This is a genomic window from Phytohabitans houttuyneae, from assembly GCF_011764425.1.
GTDB lineage: Bacteria > Actinomycetota > Actinomycetes > Mycobacteriales > Micromonosporaceae > Phytohabitans > Phytohabitans houttuyneae.
Map to the genome: position 1 here is coordinate 1447833 of NZ_BLPF01000003.1, position 18339 is coordinate 1466171.

Annotated in this window: 16 protein-coding genes and 1 pseudogene; 8 read left to right on the plus strand and 9 right to left on the minus strand. The window is 72.6% G+C overall.

The features are described 5' to 3' along the window. The first annotated feature begins 6 nt into the window (after nt 1-6). Nucleotides 7-1032 (plus strand): App1 family protein phosphatidate phosphatase, encoded by a 1026-nt coding sequence (locus Phou_RS41545; RefSeq protein ID WP_246274341.1) that lies wholly within the window; start codon nt 7-9, stop codon nt 1030-1032. A gap of 55 nt (nt 1033-1087) precedes the next feature. On the opposite strand, the gene Phou_RS41550 is transcribed toward Phou_RS41545, so the two are convergent. After that, nucleotides 1088-1765 (minus strand): hypothetical protein, encoded by a 678-nt coding sequence (locus Phou_RS41550; RefSeq protein ID WP_173068349.1) that lies wholly within the window; start codon nt 1763-1765, stop codon nt 1088-1090. A 33-nt stretch (nt 1766-1798) separates the two neighbouring features. Here Phou_RS41550 and Phou_RS41555 point away from each other — a divergent pair, with 33 nt between their 5' ends. Both Phou_RS41555 and Phou_RS41560 read left to right on the plus strand, forming a co-directional pair. Further along, complete coding sequence (locus tag Phou_RS41555; protein WP_173068351.1) at nt 1799-2242, plus strand: hypothetical protein; 444 nt, start codon at nt 1799-1801, stop codon at nt 2240-2242. A 14-nt stretch (nt 2243-2256) separates the two neighbouring features. Beyond that, a complete protein-coding gene (locus Phou_RS41560; RefSeq protein WP_173068354.1) occupies nt 2257-3918 on the plus strand; it encodes a glycoside hydrolase family 99-like domain-containing protein in 1662 nt (553 codons plus the stop codon). On the opposite strand, the gene Phou_RS41565 is transcribed toward Phou_RS41560, so the two are convergent. From Phou_RS41565 to Phou_RS41580, 4 genes are read right to left on the minus strand one after another with little or no spacing between them, the layout of a single operon-like run. Further along, on the minus strand, nt 3915-5666 hold the full coding sequence (locus Phou_RS41565; RefSeq protein ID WP_308784894.1) for a glycoside hydrolase family 13 protein: 1752 nt from the start codon (nt 5664-5666) through the stop codon (nt 3915-3917). The two genes, Phou_RS41560 and Phou_RS41565, sit on opposite strands and share 4 nt — an antisense overlap. Before the next feature lie 4 nt (nt 5667-5670). Continuing rightward, on the minus strand, nt 5671-6504 hold the full coding sequence (locus Phou_RS41570) for a sugar ABC transporter permease (RefSeq protein ID WP_173068357.1): 834 nt from the start codon (nt 6502-6504) through the stop codon (nt 5671-5673). Then, nucleotides 6501-8132: an ABC transporter permease subunit gene (locus Phou_RS41575; RefSeq protein ID WP_173068360.1), complete on the minus strand. Its 1632-nt coding sequence runs from the start codon at nt 8130-8132 to the stop codon at nt 6501-6503. Before Phou_RS41575 ends, Phou_RS41570 begins: the two co-directional genes overlap by 4 nt. After that, complete coding sequence (locus tag Phou_RS41580) at nt 8133-9389, minus strand: sugar ABC transporter substrate-binding protein (protein WP_173068363.1); 1257 nt, start codon at nt 9387-9389, stop codon at nt 8133-8135. It lies immediately after the preceding gene. A 325-nt stretch (nt 9390-9714) separates the two neighbouring features. Here Phou_RS41580 and Phou_RS41585 point away from each other — a divergent pair, with 325 nt between their 5' ends. Continuing rightward, nucleotides 9715-11832, plus strand: a complete 2118-nt coding sequence (locus tag Phou_RS41585) for a carbohydrate-binding module family 20 domain-containing protein (RefSeq protein ID WP_173068366.1) — start codon at nt 9715-9717, stop codon at nt 11830-11832. Between the two features lie 45 nt (nt 11833-11877). On the opposite strand, the gene Phou_RS41590 is transcribed toward Phou_RS41585, so the two are convergent. After that, a complete protein-coding gene (locus Phou_RS41590) occupies nt 11878-12405 on the minus strand; it encodes a LytR C-terminal domain-containing protein (RefSeq protein ID WP_173068369.1) in 528 nt (175 codons plus the stop codon). A 190-nt stretch (nt 12406-12595) separates the two neighbouring features. On the opposite strand from Phou_RS41590, the gene Phou_RS41595 reads away from it, so the two are divergent. Continuing rightward, on the plus strand, nt 12596-13000 hold the full coding sequence (locus tag Phou_RS41595) for a metalloregulator ArsR/SmtB family transcription factor (protein WP_173068372.1): 405 nt from the start codon (nt 12596-12598) through the stop codon (nt 12998-13000). Continuing rightward, nucleotides 12997-13494 (plus strand): SRPBCC family protein, encoded by a 498-nt coding sequence (locus tag Phou_RS41600; RefSeq protein ID WP_173068375.1) that lies wholly within the window; start codon nt 12997-12999, stop codon nt 13492-13494. Before Phou_RS41595 ends, Phou_RS41600 begins: the two co-directional genes overlap by 4 nt. Nucleotides 13495-13507: 13 nt before the next feature. On the opposite strand, the gene Phou_RS41605 is transcribed toward Phou_RS41600, so the two are convergent. Beyond that, the gene (locus tag Phou_RS41605; RefSeq protein ID WP_218579511.1) at nt 13508-13843 is read right to left on the minus strand and encodes a gamma-glutamylcyclotransferase family protein; all 336 of its coding nucleotides are present in this window, start codon (nt 13841-13843) and stop codon (nt 13508-13510) included. 37 nt (nt 13844-13880) lie between these two features. Here Phou_RS41605 and Phou_RS41610 point away from each other — a divergent pair, with 37 nt between their 5' ends. Beyond that, entirely contained in the window at nt 13881-14054 is a 174-nt protein-coding gene (locus Phou_RS41610) for a hypothetical protein (protein WP_173068380.1), read from the plus strand. A 92-nt stretch (nt 14055-14146) separates the two neighbouring features. On the opposite strand, the gene Phou_RS41615 is transcribed toward Phou_RS41610, so the two are convergent. Beyond that, nucleotides 14147-15193, minus strand: coding sequence for a LacI family DNA-binding transcriptional regulator (locus Phou_RS41615; RefSeq protein ID WP_246274343.1), 1047 nt, complete (start codon nt 15191-15193; stop codon nt 14147-14149). Nucleotides 15194-15429: 236 nt separating this feature from the next. On the opposite strand from Phou_RS41615, the gene Phou_RS41620 reads away from it, so the two are divergent. Continuing rightward, a complete protein-coding gene (locus tag Phou_RS41620) occupies nt 15430-16773 on the plus strand; it encodes an extracellular catalytic domain type 1 short-chain-length polyhydroxyalkanoate depolymerase (protein WP_173068386.1) in 1344 nt (447 codons plus the stop codon). Between the two features lie 321 nt (nt 16774-17094). Here the strand turns inward: Phou_RS41620 and Phou_RS55880 are convergent. Beyond that, nucleotides 17095-18311: pseudogene (locus Phou_RS55880) on the minus strand (serpin family protein). Nucleotides 18312-18339: the final 28 nt, after the last annotated feature.

Genomic DNA, 18339 nt, shown 5'->3' on the forward strand with positions numbered 1-18339 from the left:
TTCGGCGTGACAGAGGTGCACCGCGCGGCGCGGATCGAGGACGCGGTGCACGACGTCCTCGAAGGCTGGCTACGCAAGCGCGGCTGGTCCGCGACCGTCGTCCCGTACACCGGCTACGGCGCCCCCGGCTGGGTCCGCGTGATGGGCCGCGTCATGGTCAGCCGCCCCGACAAGGGCCGCCCCCGCAAGGCCGGCAAGCTCCGGGGCTGGCGCAGCTTCACCACCGTCTCCGCCAAGGACGCGCCGGTCACCGTCGAGGTCGCCGGCCGCCGCCACGAGGCCGTCGCCGACCGGGGCGGCTTCATCGACACCGTGGTCAAGGCCGACCTCGAACCCGGCTGGCGCACCGTCGCCATCAGCAGCGGCACCGGCGCCCCGGTCGAGGCCCCGGTCCGCATCGTCGACCCGGACGCCCGCTTCGGCGTGGTATCCGACATCGACGACACCGTGATGGTCACCGCGCTGCCCCGCCCGCTGCTCGCCGCGTGGAACACCTTCGTCCTCGACGAACACGCCCGCGCCGCCGTCCCCGGCATGGCCGTCCTCTACGAACGCCTCACCACCGCACACCCCGGCGCGCCCGTCTTCTACCTGTCCACAGGCGCGTGGAACGTCGCACCCGCCCTCACCCGCTTCCTCTCCCGCCACCTCTACCCGCTCGGCCCGCTCCTGCTCACCGACTGGGGCCCGCAGCGGGACCGCTTCTTCCGCAGCGGCCGCGCGCACAAGCTGGCCGCGCTCAACCGGATGGCCGAGGAGCTGCCGTGGATCCGGTGGCTGCTCATCGGCGACGACGGCCAGCACGACCCGGAGATCTACCGCACCTTCGCCGAGACGCACCCCGACCACGTGGCCGCGGTCGCGATCCGCGCGCTCTCCCCCACCCAGGCCGTCCTCGCCGGCGGCCTCCCGTCGCCGGCGGGCCAGGAGCTCACCACCTCCGACCGGGCCGGCAAGCACTGGTTTTCCGCCCCGGACGGCGCGGGCCTGTGGAAACTGCTCGCCGAGTCGGGCGCTCTCAACCCCGAATAACAAGATGTGGGCTACCGCGGCGTCCGCCGTGGTCCGGACCGTTGCTCCCGCGGCCTCACCCTTCGTCGCTGGTCGCGGTCCACACAAGCTTGTCCACAGGGCTGGCCGGCGTCGCGGCCAGGACCGGGCTGTGGACGACCCGGTCGACCACCGCCTGTGGACCGCCGACGAAAGTGGCGGTGTCGTCAACTTCCGTGGCGACGCACCAGGAACGGTCCGCCGGCCACAGCAGGCTCGGCGACTGCGGGGTAAAGCCGAACGGTGCCGGCTGGTGCCACCCCATCTCCAGCGCCGCCCGCAGCGGTCCGCGAAACAGCAGGTAGTCACGGCCGGGAAGGCGCAGCCGCGGCAGCCCCCATACGCGCGGTGACACGCCCGGGGTCACCGGCAGCCGCACCGGCGGGCCGCCGCGCTCCTCGTCCACAGCCCACGCGGCGACGCCGCCGCCGTCGACCCATCCCCAGCCTTCCCACAGGGCGTGGTAGCACTCCTGGTCACCGGTCGCCGGGGCGAGCACGTCGAGCAGGGTGGCCAGCGCCGCCGGGGCGAGGCTGCCGACCCGCACGTCACCGCCGGGGTCATCGCCCGTCTCGACGGGATGCGGCACCCGCGCGTACGCCGCGAAGCCCGGCGGCACCACCGAGCCGACCGTGCCGTCCAGCCCACGCAGCCGGGTGACGATCCAGTCGCCGGGCGTCACGTCGGCGAGCGGCGTCAGGTTGTCCATACCCACGCGCCTAGCATGCACCCGCTAGGCTCCCGTGCGATGATCGCCACCGGGATCCGCGTGTCCACAGTGCTGCTGGCGACCCTCCTGGCGACGGGTGCCTGTGGACAGGGCGAGCCGCCGCCTCCGCCACCCGCCCCGGCCGGCGCCGTGAACGGCCTCGGCGAGGGAGAGACCGTCACCGCGGCGTCGCTCGCGATGACCGACCTGCGCCGGCGGCTGGACAAGCATTTCGACGGCCCGTGGGAGCACCTGGGCTACCGCCTGCCCGCCGGCACCGGCTGGGACGCGCTGACCGCGCACTACGCGGGTGAGCTCGGCGCGACGTGGACGGAGGACACGCGGTACCCGGAGGACGGCGGCACCGGCTACCGCTCGAAGGTGTGGCGCGACGGCGACTTCTCGGCCGGCATCGCGCTCGTCGAGGGGCGGCCGCCGGCGGACGGCGCGGCGCTCATCGTGTTGGTGTCCGAGGACGACTAGCGGAGGAAAACATCGTGCGGGGGATACGGGGGACGCTGGCGGCTGCCGCCGGGATGGTGCTTGTCGCGGCCGGCATGCAGCTGTTCTGGCCGGACGCGCAGGCCGGCACCGGGCTGCGGGCGGCCGCCGCGGGGCAGGCCGCGGTGCGCGATCCGGTGCCACTGCTCCAGCTGGAAAACGGTGCCGGTACGCCACTGTGGACGCTGTCCCGCGCGGAGGCGGACGCGGCGGTGGCCCAGCACGGCTTCCGCCTGCTGCCCAACCGGTTGGGCTACCTACGGCAGGCCGCGTTCACCGGCTCGCAGCCGGTCTACCGGCTCACCCGGACCGGCGGCGCGGGGTGGCTGCTGACCGCGTCCACGTCGGAGCGTGACGCGCTCGTCGCGGCCGGGACCTTCCGGTACGAGGGCGTTGTCGGGCACGCCGCCGCACGGCCGGCCACCGGCCTGGCGCTGCTGTCCCGCTTCTCCGGGCCGGCCGGCTGGCGGGTGTCCCTGGAGGCGCCGTACGGCAACCCGGACGACCTGCTCGCCCGCGGCTTCAAGCGGGACGGGCCGCTGGGCTACGTGCATCCACAGTGGAACCGCGTGGGCGCCCTCTACTTCGGCACCTGGAACGCCGGCTCCAACGCCCGCATCATCCAGGGCGGGTACGACTTCTACAAGCGCACCTACCCCGACTGGTGGGCCGGCGTCCGCGACTTCTCCGGCGCCGACCCGACCGTGCCCGCGTACAAGGGGCTGTGGCCGGACGAGGACTTCTCCGACCGCGCGCCGTCGATCGGCTTCTACGACGACGCCCAGGTGTCCACCGTGGAGAAGCACATCACCCAGGCGTCCTCGGCCGGGCTGGACCACTTCACGTTCTACTGGTACTGGAACCCCGCCGAGCGCACCGAGCGGCACGCCGCCGGGCTGCGCTCGTTCCTGCGCGCGGGCAACCGGGACGCGCTCGACTTCGGCATCAGCATCTGCGCCCACGCCTGGGACAACGGCATCCTGAAGATCCCCGCGGACCAGTACGGCCTGGTCGCCGGCACACTGGTCGGCGACTACCTGGCACAGCCCAACTACCTGCGGGCCAACGACGGGCGGCCGATCGTGTGGCTCTGCGACACCCGCGGCATCGGCGACGGTAGCGCCGCCGCCGTCCGGGGCTTCGTCGGCGAGCTGCGCACGCGGGCCCGCGCCGCGCTCGGCGAGGAGATCCTCGTGCTCGCCCACCAGGACCTGGGGCTGGTGCTCGGCAACGTCGGCGCCGACGGCAGCTACTGCGCCGCCCCGTACGCGGCCGTGCAGGCGGGCACCTACGCCGGCTACGTACGCGGGCAGCGGGCGACGTTCAACGCGGGCGCGCCGGCGTACGTCCGATGTGTCATGTCCGACTTCGACGAACGTCCCCGCTACCCGATCCTCGTGCCGAACGCGGCGGACGTGACGTTCTTCCCGGACCAGACCTTCGACCTGTTCACCCAGGCGGCGCGGAACGCGGCGACCGACATCGCCGGTTCCACCCGCACCTCCGCGGTGGACAACTTCGTGCTCGTCTACGCCTGGAACGAGTGGCACGAGGGCGGCTACATCGAGCCCAACGCCCGCGACGGCTGCCGGTACCTCGACATCCTCCGGACCGAGCTGAGCCTGACCGCCGGCTCAGGCTGCGTCGCCAACCCCTAGGACCGCCACACCTGAAAGCTCGGGCCGTCCGCCGGCAGCGTCACCGCGCCGGCGGCGTCCGGGCGCAGGTCGGCCGCGCCGCCGTACACGTTGGCGCCGCCCGGCACGCCGGTGAGCCGGACCGGCTCGCCGGTCGCCCGCCGGGCGAGCACCAGCACGCTCTCGCCCTCGGTCTCGCGGACGAAGGCGAGCGCGTCGGCGTCCGCGTGCACCCAGCGCAGGCCGCCGTGCCGCAGGGCGGGCGTGTCCCGGCGCAGCGCGACAAGCTCCCGGTACCGCGCGAACGTGGCGTGGTCCCACTCCCCGGTCCGCTGCCACGGCATCGGCGTGCGGGAGTCCTCGCCGTCGACGCCGCGCAGGCCGATCTCGTCGCCGGCGAAGACCATCGGCGTGCCCGGCATCGTCATCAGCAGCCCGGCCGCGACCTCCTGCCGGTACGGGTCGCCGACCACGGTGCGGACGCGGGCGGTGTCGTGCGAGCCGAGCAGCGTCCACGAGTGGGTCAGGGCGCGCCACGACACCCGGGCGGCGAAGGCCCGCACGGTGGCGAGGGCGGCCACCCCGTCCCGGCGCGGCACCCCGCCCGGCACGCCGAGGAACAGCGGCAGGTCGAGGTCGTCCCCGCGCAGCCAGGTCCAGAGTGGACGCAGGAAGCCGGCGTAGTTCATCGTGCCCTGCCAGCCGTCGCGGTCCAGGTCGCCGGTGTGGTCGTGGGCGTGTTCGGCGACGAAGAGCCCGTCGCCCGCCGCGGCGCGCAGGTGCGCGGCCACCTCGTGGGTGTACGCGTCGGCGCCGCACCGCCCGGTCATGTTGGCCACGTCGACCCGCCAGCCGTCCAGGCCGTACGGTGGCCGCCGCCAGGCCCGCACCACCTCGGCGAGCCGCTCCCGCAGCACGGGCGAGGCCCAGTTGAGCTTCGGCAGCGTCTTCACACCGGTCCACGACTCGTAGTCGCCGCTCTCGTCGAAGTAGTACATCGCCCGCTCGGAGGCCTCCACATCGGACACCGCGGCGGTGAACCACGGATGCGCGTCGCCGGTGTGGTTGGTGGTGACGTCCCCGATGAGCCGCCACCCGCGGGCGTGCACCGCGGCGGCGAGCCGGGCCAGCGCCGCGTCGCCGCCGAGCAGCGGGTCGATGCGGTCGAACGCGGCCGCGTCGTACCGGTGGTTGGAGCGGGCCGGGAAGATGGGCGTCAGGTAGACGGTGTTGACACCGAGCCGTTCCAGGTGGTCCAGGCGCCCCGCGATACCGTCGAGGTCGCCGCCGTAGAACTGCCGCTGCACGAGCGCCTGCCCGGTGTCGACCGGCGTGTCCCAGTCGCAGGGCACCGCCCAGTCCGGCGCCGGCGGCAGGTCCCGTCCGGATCGGGCGAAGCGGTCCGGGAAGATCTCGTACACGACGGCGTCGCGGGACCAGGCCGGCGGCGGGTCGTGGGCGACGAGGCGGAAGTCGAGGTCGTCCGGCACGTCGTGGGCGGCGACGCCGAGCCCGTTCAGCCACCGGTCGTCGACGAGGAACCGGTAGTTGGTGACCGGGTTGCGCACGACCACCTCGGCCCGCCACCAGGTCGCGTCCGGCGTGGTGCGGTCGACCGCCGCCGGCGTGAAGTGCGGCTCACCGTCCGGTGTGGACCGCACGTGGACGCGCCGCGCGGGCGTGCCCGCCGGCACCCGCACGAACACGGTCACGGTCTCGCCGAGGGCCGGGGTCTGTGTGGACACCATGGTCCCGTCGTGGTGTGGCACGTGGCTATCCCTTCACTGCTCCGGCGGTCAGGCCCGAGACGATGTAGCGCTGCAGGAACTGGAAGACGAGCACGGTCGGTACCGCGGTCAGCAGCGTGCCGGCGCAGAAGACGCCGAAGTTGTTGTTCCGCTCGCCGGAGATGAGCCCGTACATGCCGACGGCGAGCGTCTTGGAGCCGGTGTCGGTCAGGAACACGTTGGCTATGAGGAACTCGTTGACGGTCGCGATGAACACCAGCAGCCCGGTGACCGCCAGGATCGGCGCCACCAGCGGCAGCATGATCCGGAAGAACACCTGTGCGTGCGTGGCCCCGTCGATGGTGGCCGACTCGTCGAGCTCGCGGGGCAGCGTGTCCAGGAAGCCCTTCATCAGCCAGGTGTTCACGCCCAGCGCACCGCCGAGGTACAGCAGCACCAGGCCCCACGGCGTGTTGAAGCCGACCGCCGGCCACAGCCCGGTGACCGTGCTGAACATCAGGAAGATCGTGACGATCGCGAGGAACTGCGGGAACATCTGGATGAGCAGCAGCGCCAGCAGCCCGGTGCGGCGGCCGCGGAAGCGCATGCGGCTGAACGCGTACGCGGCGAGCGCGCCGAGGAAGACCGCCGCCGCCGAGGCGAGGCCGGCGATCAGCATCGTGTTGGCGAACCAGCTCGCGAATCTCGTCTCCGACAGCAGCCGGCCGAAGTTCTCCAGCGACAGCCCGGTCGGCACCAGCTCGGTCGACGACAGCGTGCCGCGCGGGTTGAGCGCCGCCGACAGCACGAACAGGATCGGGAAGAGCGCGAACGCGACGGCGCCGGCCGCGACCGCGTGGCGTAGCGGAAGTGTTCTCATGCGTACAGCTCCTCCTGGCGGCGGGTGCGCCGGAAGCTGACCGCCGACAGCAGCGCGACGATCGCGAAGATGAAGACGGAGATGGCGGCCGCGAACCCGTACTGCGCGCCGGCGGCGCCGAACGCGAGCCGGAACGTGTACGTGATCAGCAGGTCGGTCGCGCCGGCGGTGGGATTGTCGGCGGGGAACGGGCCGCCCTCCGTGGTGAGGTAGACCGCGTTGAAGTTGTTGAAGTTGAACGCGAAAGACGAGATCAGCAGCGGGGTCAGCGCCACCATCAGCAGCGGCAGCGTCACCTGCCGGAACGACTGCCACGGCGCGGCGCCGTCCACCTTGGACGCCTCGGTGAGCTCCTTCGGTATCGCCTGCAGCGCGCCGGTGGCGACCAGGAACATGTACGGGAAGCCGAGCCACATCTGCACGAGCACGACCGCGAGCCGCGCCGACCAGACCCCGCCGAGCCAGTCGACGTCGAGCCCGAACAGCCGGTTGACCAGCCCGAAGTCGGTGTTGAACAGGTCCCGCCAGACAAGCAGCATCGCGAACGACGGCATCGCGTACGGCAGGATCAGCAGCACCCGGTACAGGGAGCGGCCGCGCATCCGCGGCGTGTGCAGGGCGAACGCGCACAGCAGGCCGAGCCCGAAGGTGACCGCGACCGAGCCGACGGCGAACGCGACGTTCCACAGCAGCGTGCGCAGGAACGGGCCGGAGATGGTCGAGTCGGTCAGCACGCGGGAGAAGTTCTTCAGCCCCACGCCGACCTTCCAGCCCTGCGCGAGCCGCTCCCCGTCGGCGGCGACGAACGCGCCGGCACCCTCGTCGGCCGTCCAGGTGCGACCTGTCGCGGTGTCCCGGACGCAGTCGCAGCCCGCGGCGTACTCCCGGGTCGCCTTGCCCTCGTAGGCGCGGGACAGCCCCGACGAGCGGATCGCGCCCCCGGCCGTGGGCACCGCGAACGCGGTGATCTCGGCGCTGCGGGCGCCGGCCTGCGCGGCGGTGAGCACGGTGTACCCGCGCGCGGCGGTCACCTTCCCGGCGGAGTTGACGGTCACGTCACCTTCCGGGAGGGCGCGCAGCCCGGTGGCGTCACCGGCGGAGACCGCGCGCGTGGCGGGGTCGGTGACGAGGAAGACCAGCGGGCCGGTCGCCGGTTCACCGGTGGTGGCGACCGCGAGGGCGTACTCGGTGGAGCCCGGCACCTGGGTGACCGACGCGGTCTGGATGGCCACGATGGCCTCGTCCTTGCTCCCCCGGTGGCCGTCGCCGAAGTTGGTGAACGCGGTGCTGGCCGTGTAGAGGATCGGGAAGACCTGGAACGCGATGAGGAAGAGCGTGCCGGGCACGAGGTACTTGGCCGGCACGTGCCGGCGGGTCAGGTAGAGGTAGAAGATCGCGGCGGTGGTGCCGGCGAGGATCGCCAGGCCGGCCCAGGCGCGCGCCTCCACCAGCGGAAACGCGGCCCAGATCGCGATGCCGGCGGCGAGGCCGAGCAGCACCACCTTCGCCGCCAGGCCGGTGAGCGTGACCGGCGCCGAGTCACGCGCGGTGCGCGGCCGCTGCGGGCGGTGCCGGCCGCCGTCCGGGGCCACGACGGGCGGCCCCGGACTCGTCAGTTGGGTGGCCATCTACCTGATCTGCCCGGAGATCGTCTTGGCGGCGGCGTTGACCGTGGTGGCGACGTCGGCGCCGCCGATGATCGCGGCCTCCGCCTTGCCGAACGGGTCCCAGATCGCGGCCATCTCCGGTATCGCCGGCAGCACCGCGCCGGCGCGGCCCGCCTCCTGGAACTTGACCAGGTCCCCATCTTCGGCCTTGACCTGGTCGAGCGCGGCGGTGAGCGCCGGCGGCCGCGGCTCCGCCTTGTAGAGGGCGACGGCAAGGTCGGGCACCGTCAGGTAGTTCGCCACGAACTCCTGCGCGAGCGCCTTGTTCTTGCCCTTGGCCGCCACGTAGAAGGCCTGCACGCCGACGAACGGCGTGGCCGGCTCGCCGCCGGCGAACCCGGGCACCGGCGAGATGTCGTAGGCCAGCCCCGCCTTCTTCACGTCCGTGATCGCCCACGGCCCGGAGACGAGGAACGCGCACTTCTTGGCCGTGAACGTGGCGATCGAGTTCTCGCCGCCGATCGAGCGCTTGAGCGCGCCGTCGCCCTTCTCCCCCAGAGCCCGGATCTTCTTGAACGCGGCCACCGAGCCCGGAGTGCCGACGCCCAGGTCCTTGGGGTCGTAGTCGCCGTTCGCGGCGGTGCCGAAGAGGTAGCCGCCGGCCGAGGTGTAGAGCGGGTAGAGGTGGTAGGCGTCGCCGCTCTGCCCGACCTGCAGGCACAGGATCTCGCTGGCCTTCTTCTGCGCCTTGAGCCGCTTGCCGGTCGCGACAAGGTCCTCCACAGTGGCCGGTGCCTGCGGCGCGAGGTCGGTGTTGCGGATCAGGGCGATGTTCTCCATCGCGTACGGCACGCCGTACACCTGGCCGTTGAACGTGACCGCCTTGAGGGCGATCTCCGCGAAGCCGGCCTTCTGCTGCGCGGACAGCTGCACCGGGTCGATGGCGCCGTTCTGCACCAGGTTGCCGATCCAGTCGTGCGCGCCGACCATCACGTCCGGCCCGCTGCCCTGCTGGGAGGCGGTCACGAACGTGGTCTGCTGCTCGTCGGCTATCTCCTGCACCTCGACGGTGACGCCGTTCTCCTGGCCGAAGTGGTCGGCGAACGGCTTGAGGGCGGCGGTGCGCTTGGTGTCTGCCCAGATCACCAACCGGCCACCGGCCGCCTTCGCGGCGGGCGAGTCGGACGCGGCCGGCTCGTCGCCGCCACCACCGCAGCCGGTGGCGGCGAGCGACAGGGCCAAGGCGGCGGCGACCACACCCGCGGTACGGATGCGCATGGGAGCTCCTATTCAGTTGCGCGTGGGGGTTGTTGCCGCCGCACGCTAGCAACTTCTTGCAGCATTCGGAAGGCCTTTCATGCGCGGCTCGCCGTGGCGCCCGGCAGCACGGGGACCCTCGAGCCGGTTGATCAGGGACTTCGTGGGTGGACACGCCGACGGACACGCCCACCAACTCCCTGATCAACAGCGAGAGCCCCGCAGGACGCGGGCACAGCAAGCGGTTCACAAATGGGCGTCGATGTTGCTAGTTTGTTGCGACAGTGTGCGGAAGTTCTTGCAGGCGTAGCAAAACGTTCCGATCCCCCCTACCCGGGAGTGCGCAGTGACACTTCGAAGAAGGGCCGCGACCAGCTGGGCAGCGGCCGCGACCATCCCGTTGCTCCTGCTCACCGCCGTCACCGTCGCCACCGCGCCGGCCGCACAGGCCGCCGTCGCGAACGGGTCGTCGATCGTGCACCTGTTCCAGTGGCGGTGGAGCTCCATCGCGCGGGAGTGCGAGACCACGCTCGGGCCCAACGGCTGGGGCGGCGTCCAGGTCTCCCCACCGCAGGAGCACGTCGTGCTGCCGAGCGCCGAAGGCGCCACCTACCCCTGGTGGCAGGACTACCAGCCGGTCTCGTACCGGCTCGACGAGACGCGGCGGGGCACCCGCGCCGAGTTCGTCGACATGGTCACCCGCTGCCGCAACTCGGGCGTCAAGATCTACGTCGACGTCGTGCTCAACCACATGAGCGGCACCGGTTCGGCCGGCAGCGGCCCCGGCAGCGCGGGCACGGTGTACAGCAAGTACGAGTACCCGAACCTGTTCAACGACGGCTCCGGCGACGCGTACACCTACCCGGACTTCGGCTCCTGCTACACGACGATCAGCAACTGGGGCAACAAGGCCGAGGTGCAGGACTGCGAGCTGCTCGCGCTCGCCGACCTCAACACCGGCGACCCCGAGGTGCGCCGCAAGATAGCCAAGTACATGAACGCGGTGATCGACCTCGGCGTGGCCGGCTTCCGGGTGGACGCGGCCAAGCACGTGCAGGAGGCGCACCTGGCCGACGTCATCTCCCGCCTGCACGACGTGCCCGGCTTCGGCGGCCGGCCGGACATCTTCCACGAGGTGTACGGCGACGCGACGATCCCCTACACCGCGTACGCGCCGCTGGGCAAGGTGACAAACTTCGACTACCAGCGGGCGGTCGCCAGCGGCTTCCAGGGCGGCAACATCGCCCAGTTCGCCAACCTGCCGAACTATGGCGGGCTCTCCGGCGGCCAGGCCGTCGTGTTCGTCGACAACCACGACACCCAGCGGGCCAGCCCCACCCTGACGTACAAGAACGGCGACCGGTACTACCTCGCGGACGCGTTCATGATGGCCCACCCGTACGGCACCGTGCAGCTGATGTCGAGCTACGCGTTCGGCGCCAACCAGGCGCAGGGCCCGCCCAGCTCGTCCAACGGCACGACCAGCGCCACCGACTGCGCGAACGGCCAGTGGATCTGCGAGCACCGCAACGAGCAGGTCGCCGGCATGCCGAGCTTCCGCAACGCGACCGAGGGCACCGGCGTCTCCGGCACGGTGACCGACGGCAACGGTCGGCTGGCGTTCGCCCGCGGCAGCCGCGGCTACGCCGCCTTCAACGCGACCGGCGACGCGTGGAGCCGCACGTTCAGCACGAGCCTGCCGGACGGGACGTACTGCAACGTCGCACGCGGCACCTTCAACGCGACGACCGGCGCCTGCAGCGGCGGCACGATCGGCGTCGCGGGCGGCGCGTTCACCACGAGCATCCCGGCCAACCGGGGCGTGGCCCTGCACGTCAACGCGCGTACCAACGGCACGCCCACCCCGCCGCCGCCGACCACGCCGCCGCCGGCCGGCGACACCACGTTCACCGTCACCGCGCCGACCGGCCAGGACGTCTACGTCGTCGGCTCGGTCGCGCAGCTCGGTGCGTGGACGCCGGCCAGCGGGCTGCGGCTCACACCGGGAGCGGCCGCCGGCTCGTTCAGCGGCAGCGTCTCGATCCCGGCCGGCACGGCATTCGAGTGGAAGCTGGTGCGGATCAGCAACGGCCAGGTCACCTGGGAGAGCACACCCAACCGCGGCGGTACCGGCGGCGCGGCGCACACCGCGACGTGGAACCAGGCCGGCGGCGGTGGCACGGCGGCGGTCGCGTTCAACGCGACGGCCACCACGACGTTCGGGCAGAACGTCTTCGTCGTCGGCTCCACCGCGCCGCTCGGCGCGTGGAACCCGGCCGCCGCGGTCGCGCTCTCGCCGACCCAGTATCCAGTGTGGACAGGCACGGTCTCGTTGCCGACCGGGCAGGCGGTCGAGTACAAACTGGTCAAGAAGAACCCCGACGGCACGGTGACCTGGGAGTCCGGCGCCAACCGGACGCTGACGCCCTCCGGCGGCACCACCGTGACCATCACCTGGCGCTGAGATTCGCGCGGTGCCCGCCCCTCCCCCGTGCGGGCGGGCACCGCCTCACACCTCGCGGACGCAGGTCTGCGGCGGCACCTTGGGATGGCCCATGTCCGCCAGGGCGATGTTGACGTCGGTGGGCTGGGCCAGCGACTTGAACTGCTCGCCGACGACCACGTCGATCTGCGTGCCGCGCCGGCCCGGGTCGTACACCCGCTCGGCCTTGCCCAGGAAGTAGGCGTCCACGACGTGCGCCGCGCCCACCGCGTCCGGCCCGTGGCGCAGCACCGCGACGCCCGCCACCTTCTCCCGCTTGGCCGGCTCGCGCACCGGCTTCACCTCGAACCCGCGGTTGCGGAACTCCTCCGCGACGGTCGCGGCCGCGCCCGCCTTGCGGGTGCCGTTGAAGACGGCGACCGTGATGTCGCGGACGGCGGGCAGCGACATGTCCGCGCGCGGCCAGTCCGCCGGGCAGGCCGCGGCGACGGGGTCGCGCTGGCTGTCCTTGCCGATCACGACCGCGATCACCAGCGCGCCCCCGATGAGCAGGACGGTGACGAACACGAACGCGCGCACCTGGGCGAACGTCATGGGCACTCCCCTCCCGTTACCGGCGTGCCTGCATGTCAGACGCTCGAGGCGTCCCCTTCGTTGCACCGGGTGCGGAGCGCGGGGTCCTGGACGGACCGATGCTCATGGCACGTGAATATACCGCCTCACGGTATATATCGCGATGCACCGGCTCCTGGTAAACGCGTAACCAGTAGGTTACGCTTTCGCCGTGGACGAGGTGGCCGGCGCGATCGCGGATCCGGTGCGGCGGGAGATCCTGGCGATGCTCCGCGAGCGGCGCATGCCGGCCGGGGAGATCGCCGACCGGTTCGCGATCAGCCGGCCGGCGGTCAGCCGCCACCTGCGCGTGCTGCGCGCGAGCGGCCTTGTGCACGACGAGCTCACCGGCCGGCAGCGCCTCTACCGCCTCGACCCGGCGCCGCTGGTCGAGCTGGCGGGATGGCTGACGACCTTCCTGCCGGACGGCGCGACCACCACCGGCGAGCGCGTGGCCGCCGCGTCGGGCCGGTTCGACGCCCTGGAGACCGAGGTGTACCGGACGCGCCGCGAGCGCCGCCGGCCCGCGGCGAGCGGTGAGCCCGCCGCCATCGACAGAGAGGAACGCAGCGCATGAGCCCCGTACCCACAGGCGGGTTGTTCCGCACCGAAGCCGGCGTCGACCTGGTGCTGACCCGCACCTTCCGGGCCCCGGTCGAGGACGTGTGGGCCAGCGTGACCGAGCCTGAGCGCACGGCCCGGTGGTTCGGGACGTGGGAGGGTCGGGCCGCGCCGGGCCGGTCGGTCAAGGTGCAGATGGCGTTCGAGGAGGGCGCGCCCTGGATGGACGTGCGCGTCGAGGCCTGCGAGCCGCCCCGCCGGCTGGAGCTGTCCTCGGTGGACGAGTCCGGCACGTGGCGCACCGAGCTGCTGCTGTCCGAGGTGGACGGGGTGACCGCGCTGCGCTTCGTGCACCACCTGGACAGCGCCGAGGGCGTGGGCGAGGTCGGGCCGGGCTGGGAGTACTACCTGGACCTGCTCGTCGCCGCCCGGGAGGGCACGCCGCGCGCCGAGTTCGGCGACTACTACCCCGCGCAGAAGCCGTACTACGAGGGCCTCACCCCCGCCTGAGGCGCGGGGGCGGTCAGGCGCCGCGCACGTACACCCAGGCGTGCGCGCCCGAGGAGAGCGTGGCGAGCACCCGCGCGTAGTCGTCCACTTCGTACTCGTCGGCGGCCGCGAGCTCCTCCTCGGTCACCTCGAAGACCACGCCCGCGACGGCGTCGCGCGCGTCGCCGGTGGCGACCACGATCGGGTGCTCGGCGAGCCCGCTGAGGTCGAGCACGTGCGGGTCGCTGATCTCCAGCGCCTCCAGCCGGTACCCGGGAAGGTTGTCCTCCCGGCCGGCCAGCTCCCGGCCGAAGCTCGCCCGTTGAACGGCGGGATCGCGAAGGGTGCCGTACGAGAAAAGAAGCGGCATGTGCATTTCCCTGGACTTGGGGTCCTACGCTCGACGGATGTTCAACTTACGCGAGTGGAAGTCCCGGCGCGCCGAGCGGCGTGCCGCCAAGGTCGCCAGGCTCGCCGACCCTACCGCGCGGCGGGTGGCAAGGGACGCCGAGCGGACGGCGGACCGCGCCCGCAACATCAACGCCCCAGGCCCGTGGACCAACGGCGGCACCGGCGCCTGACCCGGTCCGGCGCCGCGCCGGACCACCGCGGACGGTGACGTGGCGGGAGCAGCGGTCCGGACCACGACGGACGTCGCGGTAGCTCGAAATTTCTATCTCGTGCGCGGGCGGGCGGTGCTCTGCCGCACGATGAGGTCGGTGGTGAGCTCGACCCGGCGCTCCCGCGGCGCCTGGCCGGACGCGATCGCGACGAGCATGGCGGCGGCGGTCGTGCCCATCCGCTTGAGCGGCTGCCGCACGGTGGTCATCGGCGGGCCGGCCCACCGGGTGAACGGCAGGTCGTCGAAGCCGACGACGCTGAGGTCGTCGGGGATGCGCAGCCCGGCCTCGCGGGCCGCCTCGTAGACGCCGTGCGCCTGCAGGTCGTTGGTGGCGAAGAGCGCGGTGGGCGGCTCCGGCAGCCGCAGCAGCGCGGCGGTCTCGCGGGCCGCGCCCTCGACGTAGAGCGGGCCGACCCGCACAAGGTCGGGGTCGACCGGCACGCCGGCCTGGTCCATCGCGGCGCGGAAGCCGTCGAGCCGGGCCCGGCAGAAGGGCCACTTCAGGTTGCCGCAGAGCATGCCGATCCGCCGGTGGCCGAGCTCCAGCAGGTGGCGGGTGGCGACCAGCGCGCCGCTGTAGTTGGCCGCGCCGACCGAGGGCGTGTCGTGCAGCGGCTCGCCGGTGGGGTCGAGCGTGACCAGCGGGATCGAGCCGGTGGCCAGCTGCGCCTGCTGGTGCGTGGTCAGGTCGGAGAGCACGGCGATCACGCCCATCGGCCGGCGGGACAGCACCTGCTCGGTCCAGCCGGCGCCGGGGGTGAGCCGCCCCTGCATGGTGGTGAGCACGACGCCGAGCTTCTGGTCGCGGGCGACCTCCTCGACCCCCTGGATGATCTCCAGCGCCCACAGGCTGTCGAGCGCGTGGAAGACCAGCTCGATCAGCGGCGCCTGGGCCGCCGCGTCACCGCGCTGGTAGCCGTGCTCGTGCAGCACCGCCTCGACCCGCCGCCGGGTGCTCAGCGCGACGCCCGCCTGCCCGTTGATGACGCGGGACACGGTGGGCGCGGAGACGCCGGCCAGCCGCGCGATCGTGGCCACGGTGACCTTGCCGCGGCGACGGCCGTCGCCGACGGAGGCGGTGGCGCCCGTCGCGGTCACGACCGGAATTGTACGGTGCAAGCCGCCCCCGTGTTGCGACACCTCTTCCGGAACTCCCGGATGTGTCCGCGTGGTCGTTGCTCTCCCCCGGCCGATCGCCCGGCCCGCGCGCCCCGGCATTTTGTCCATTCTGACCTCAGCATATAGATGGACGTTTGCACGCTGATCTGTTCCGGTACATACTACGGAATGTTTCAGCGCCCTGGGCATCGAACGGTTCGGGAGGACCACCCCGCATGAGACTTCGACGCATCGCCATCGCCGCCGCGGGCCTCGCCACCGCGCTCGTGGCGGCCACCCTCACACTCGCCCAACCCGCGTCCGCGGCCTCGCTCGTCGAGGTGACCGGCTTCGGCACCAACCCGAGCAACCTGCGGATGCACCTCTACGTGCCGGACCGGGTCCAGGCCCGCCCGGGCATCCTCGTCGCCGTCCACTACTGCACCGGCAGCGGCCCGGCGTTCTACTCGGGCACCCAGTTCGCGCAGCAGGCCGACCAGTACGGCTTCATCGTCATCTACCCGTCCGCCACCCGCAGCGGCAACTGCTTCGACGTGTACTCGCCGCAGGCCCTGCGCCGCGACGGCGGCAGCGACCCGGTCTCGATCCGGTCGATGGTCAGCTACGTCCAGCAGCGGTACAACGCCGACCCCAACCGCATCTTCGCCACCGGCACCTCCTCCGGCGCGATGATGACGAACGTGCTGCTCGGCCTCTACCCGGACGTGTTCAAGGCGGGCGCCGCGTTCGCCGGCGTGCCGTTCGGCTGCTTCGCCACCACCGACGGCTCCACCTGGAACAGCCAGTGCGCCAACGGCCAGATCGTCCGCACCGCGCAGCAGTGGGGCGACCTGGTGCGCAACGCGTACCCCGGCTACACCGGCGCGCGGCCGAGGATGCAGCTCTGGCACGGTACGAACGACGAGACGCTGCGCTACCCCAACTTCACCGAAGAGATCAAGCAGTGGACCAACCTGCACGGGTTGAGCCAGACGCCGACGTTCACCGACACGCCCGCGTCGGGGCAGACCCGCACGCGGTACGGCAGCAGCGGCGCGCAGGCGCCGGTCGAGGCGATCAGCATGCAGGGCGTGTCGCACAACCTGCCGGTGAACGCGGCCGAGGCGATCCGCTTCTTCGGGCTCAACACCTCCACGCCGCCCACCTCGAACCCGCCGACGTCCGCCCCGCCGACCTCGGCCCCGCCCACGTCGAGCCCGCCCACCTCGAACCCGCCCACGACCGGCCCGCCGCCCACCGGTGGTGCCTGCCGCGTCGGCTACACGGTCAACGCGTGGAACTCCGGGCTGACCGCGTCGATCACGATCACGAACACCGGCGGCAGCGCGGTCAACGGCTGGACGCTGGCCTTCACACTCCCCAGTGGACAGACGATCACGTCCGGCTGGAACGCCTCGTACTCACCGAACAGTGGGGCGGTGACCGCCCGCAACGCCTCGTACAACGGCACGCTGGCGCCGAACGCGTCGACCGGTATCGGCTTCCAGGCCACCCACACGGGTAACACCGGACGGCCCGGCTCCTTCACCCTCAACGGCGCCGCCTGCACCGTCGCCTGACGGGGCCGCGCTCTTCGGAGCGGACGGGTCCAGCCGCACCGCCTCGCGTGCACCGCCGCCGGCCGCCGCGCCGGTGGCGGTGTACGGCGCGTAGATGAACCGGGCCAGCATCGCCCGCAGCAGGTTGAGGTCGTCGTAGGTCAGTTCGGGGTAGCCGTGCTTGACCAGCACCCCGCGCACGTCGGTCACGAGGTCGAGCGTGAGCCGGTGGTTCCCCGTGTGCCCGGGTACCGGGTAGTTGTTCATGAATCAACGGTCGGCGCGCGACCCTGACTCGCGTCGCACCAAGTGTCCGCATCCCGGCCGGGTCTCGCCCGGATGCTACGCGGCCGGGTTCGCGACGGTGCCGATGAAAGCCGGCGTGCGGCTGGGCGTGTGCACGATCGCGAAGGCAAAGGGGCGGTCCGCGCGGAACGCCACCTCGGGCATCGGACCCGCGGAGACGGTGAACGCCATGCCGCTCGCCGCGGCGGCCTCGGTGCCCTCCTCGTCCACCGTGATGTTCGCCCGGTGGACGGCCTGGTCCAGGGTGAGGTCGGGGTTGATGCCGGAGAAGTCGGTGAGGGCGGTGGCGCCGAGGTCGTTCAGCGCGGCGAGCAGGTCGATGTCGGTGCCGAACTCCCACTTCGGCAGCGACACGTCCACGACCGTGGGCCGCAGCCCGGCGCCGACCGCGGCGAGGACGTCCGGTGCGAGAAGGTCGGCCGGCGCGCCGGACGGGTCGGGCAGCAGCACCCACATCGCGTAGTCGCCCTCGCTGTACGGCAGCTCGACAGCCCGCCAACCGGGTCCCTCGGCATAGGACGCCGCGACCGGCTCCCGCATCATCGGCGCCCGCACGGTGCTGCCGTCCGCCACGGTGAACGTGGCGTCCGGCTCGGTGCCCCGAAACGGCGTGCGCCACTCCCCTTGAAGTAGATGGCGTTGGCCAGTACCGCCCGGGTGTCGGGGCTGAGCCGGTCGAAGAGCTTGCGGATGCGGCCGTTGGTCTGCGCGCGCACCCACGCGTCGATCGCGTCGGTGGCGCCCGGCGAGCCGAAGTCGACGGTGCGCACGCCCGTGCCGTACTGCGCGGCGAGGGTGCGCAGGAACGGCTCGCCGATCGGCAGGCCGGGCTGCGCCCACAGCGCGTTGGCGGCGCGCAGCGGACCGCCGGGCCGCGCGAGCTGCCGGTCGAGCGCGTTGAACGCCTCGGGCGTGCCGGCCGCCGGGAAGCCGAACAGCCGGTCGATCTGCGCGGCCGTGTCACCGCCGGCGCCGGCGCGGGCCATGGCGAACAGGTACGCCACGCTGAGCGGCGACATGACCCAGTTGGTGCCGGACGCGTCGTCGCGGCCGGCCATCCGGTGCCCGAACGCGGTCAGCCCGTCGACGACCGCGGGCACCGGCGCTCCCGGCGCGGCGGCGGCGCGCGCGACGCCCGCGGTGACGAAGCCCTGCGGTGCCGCGACGGCCGGGCCGGCGGCGGTCGCGCAGGTGGCCACCAGCACCGCCACGAGTCCGAGCTGGAGCGTCCTGGTCACCGTCCGCGAGCGCATGGGGTTTGGATGGGCGGCGGCGGCTCGC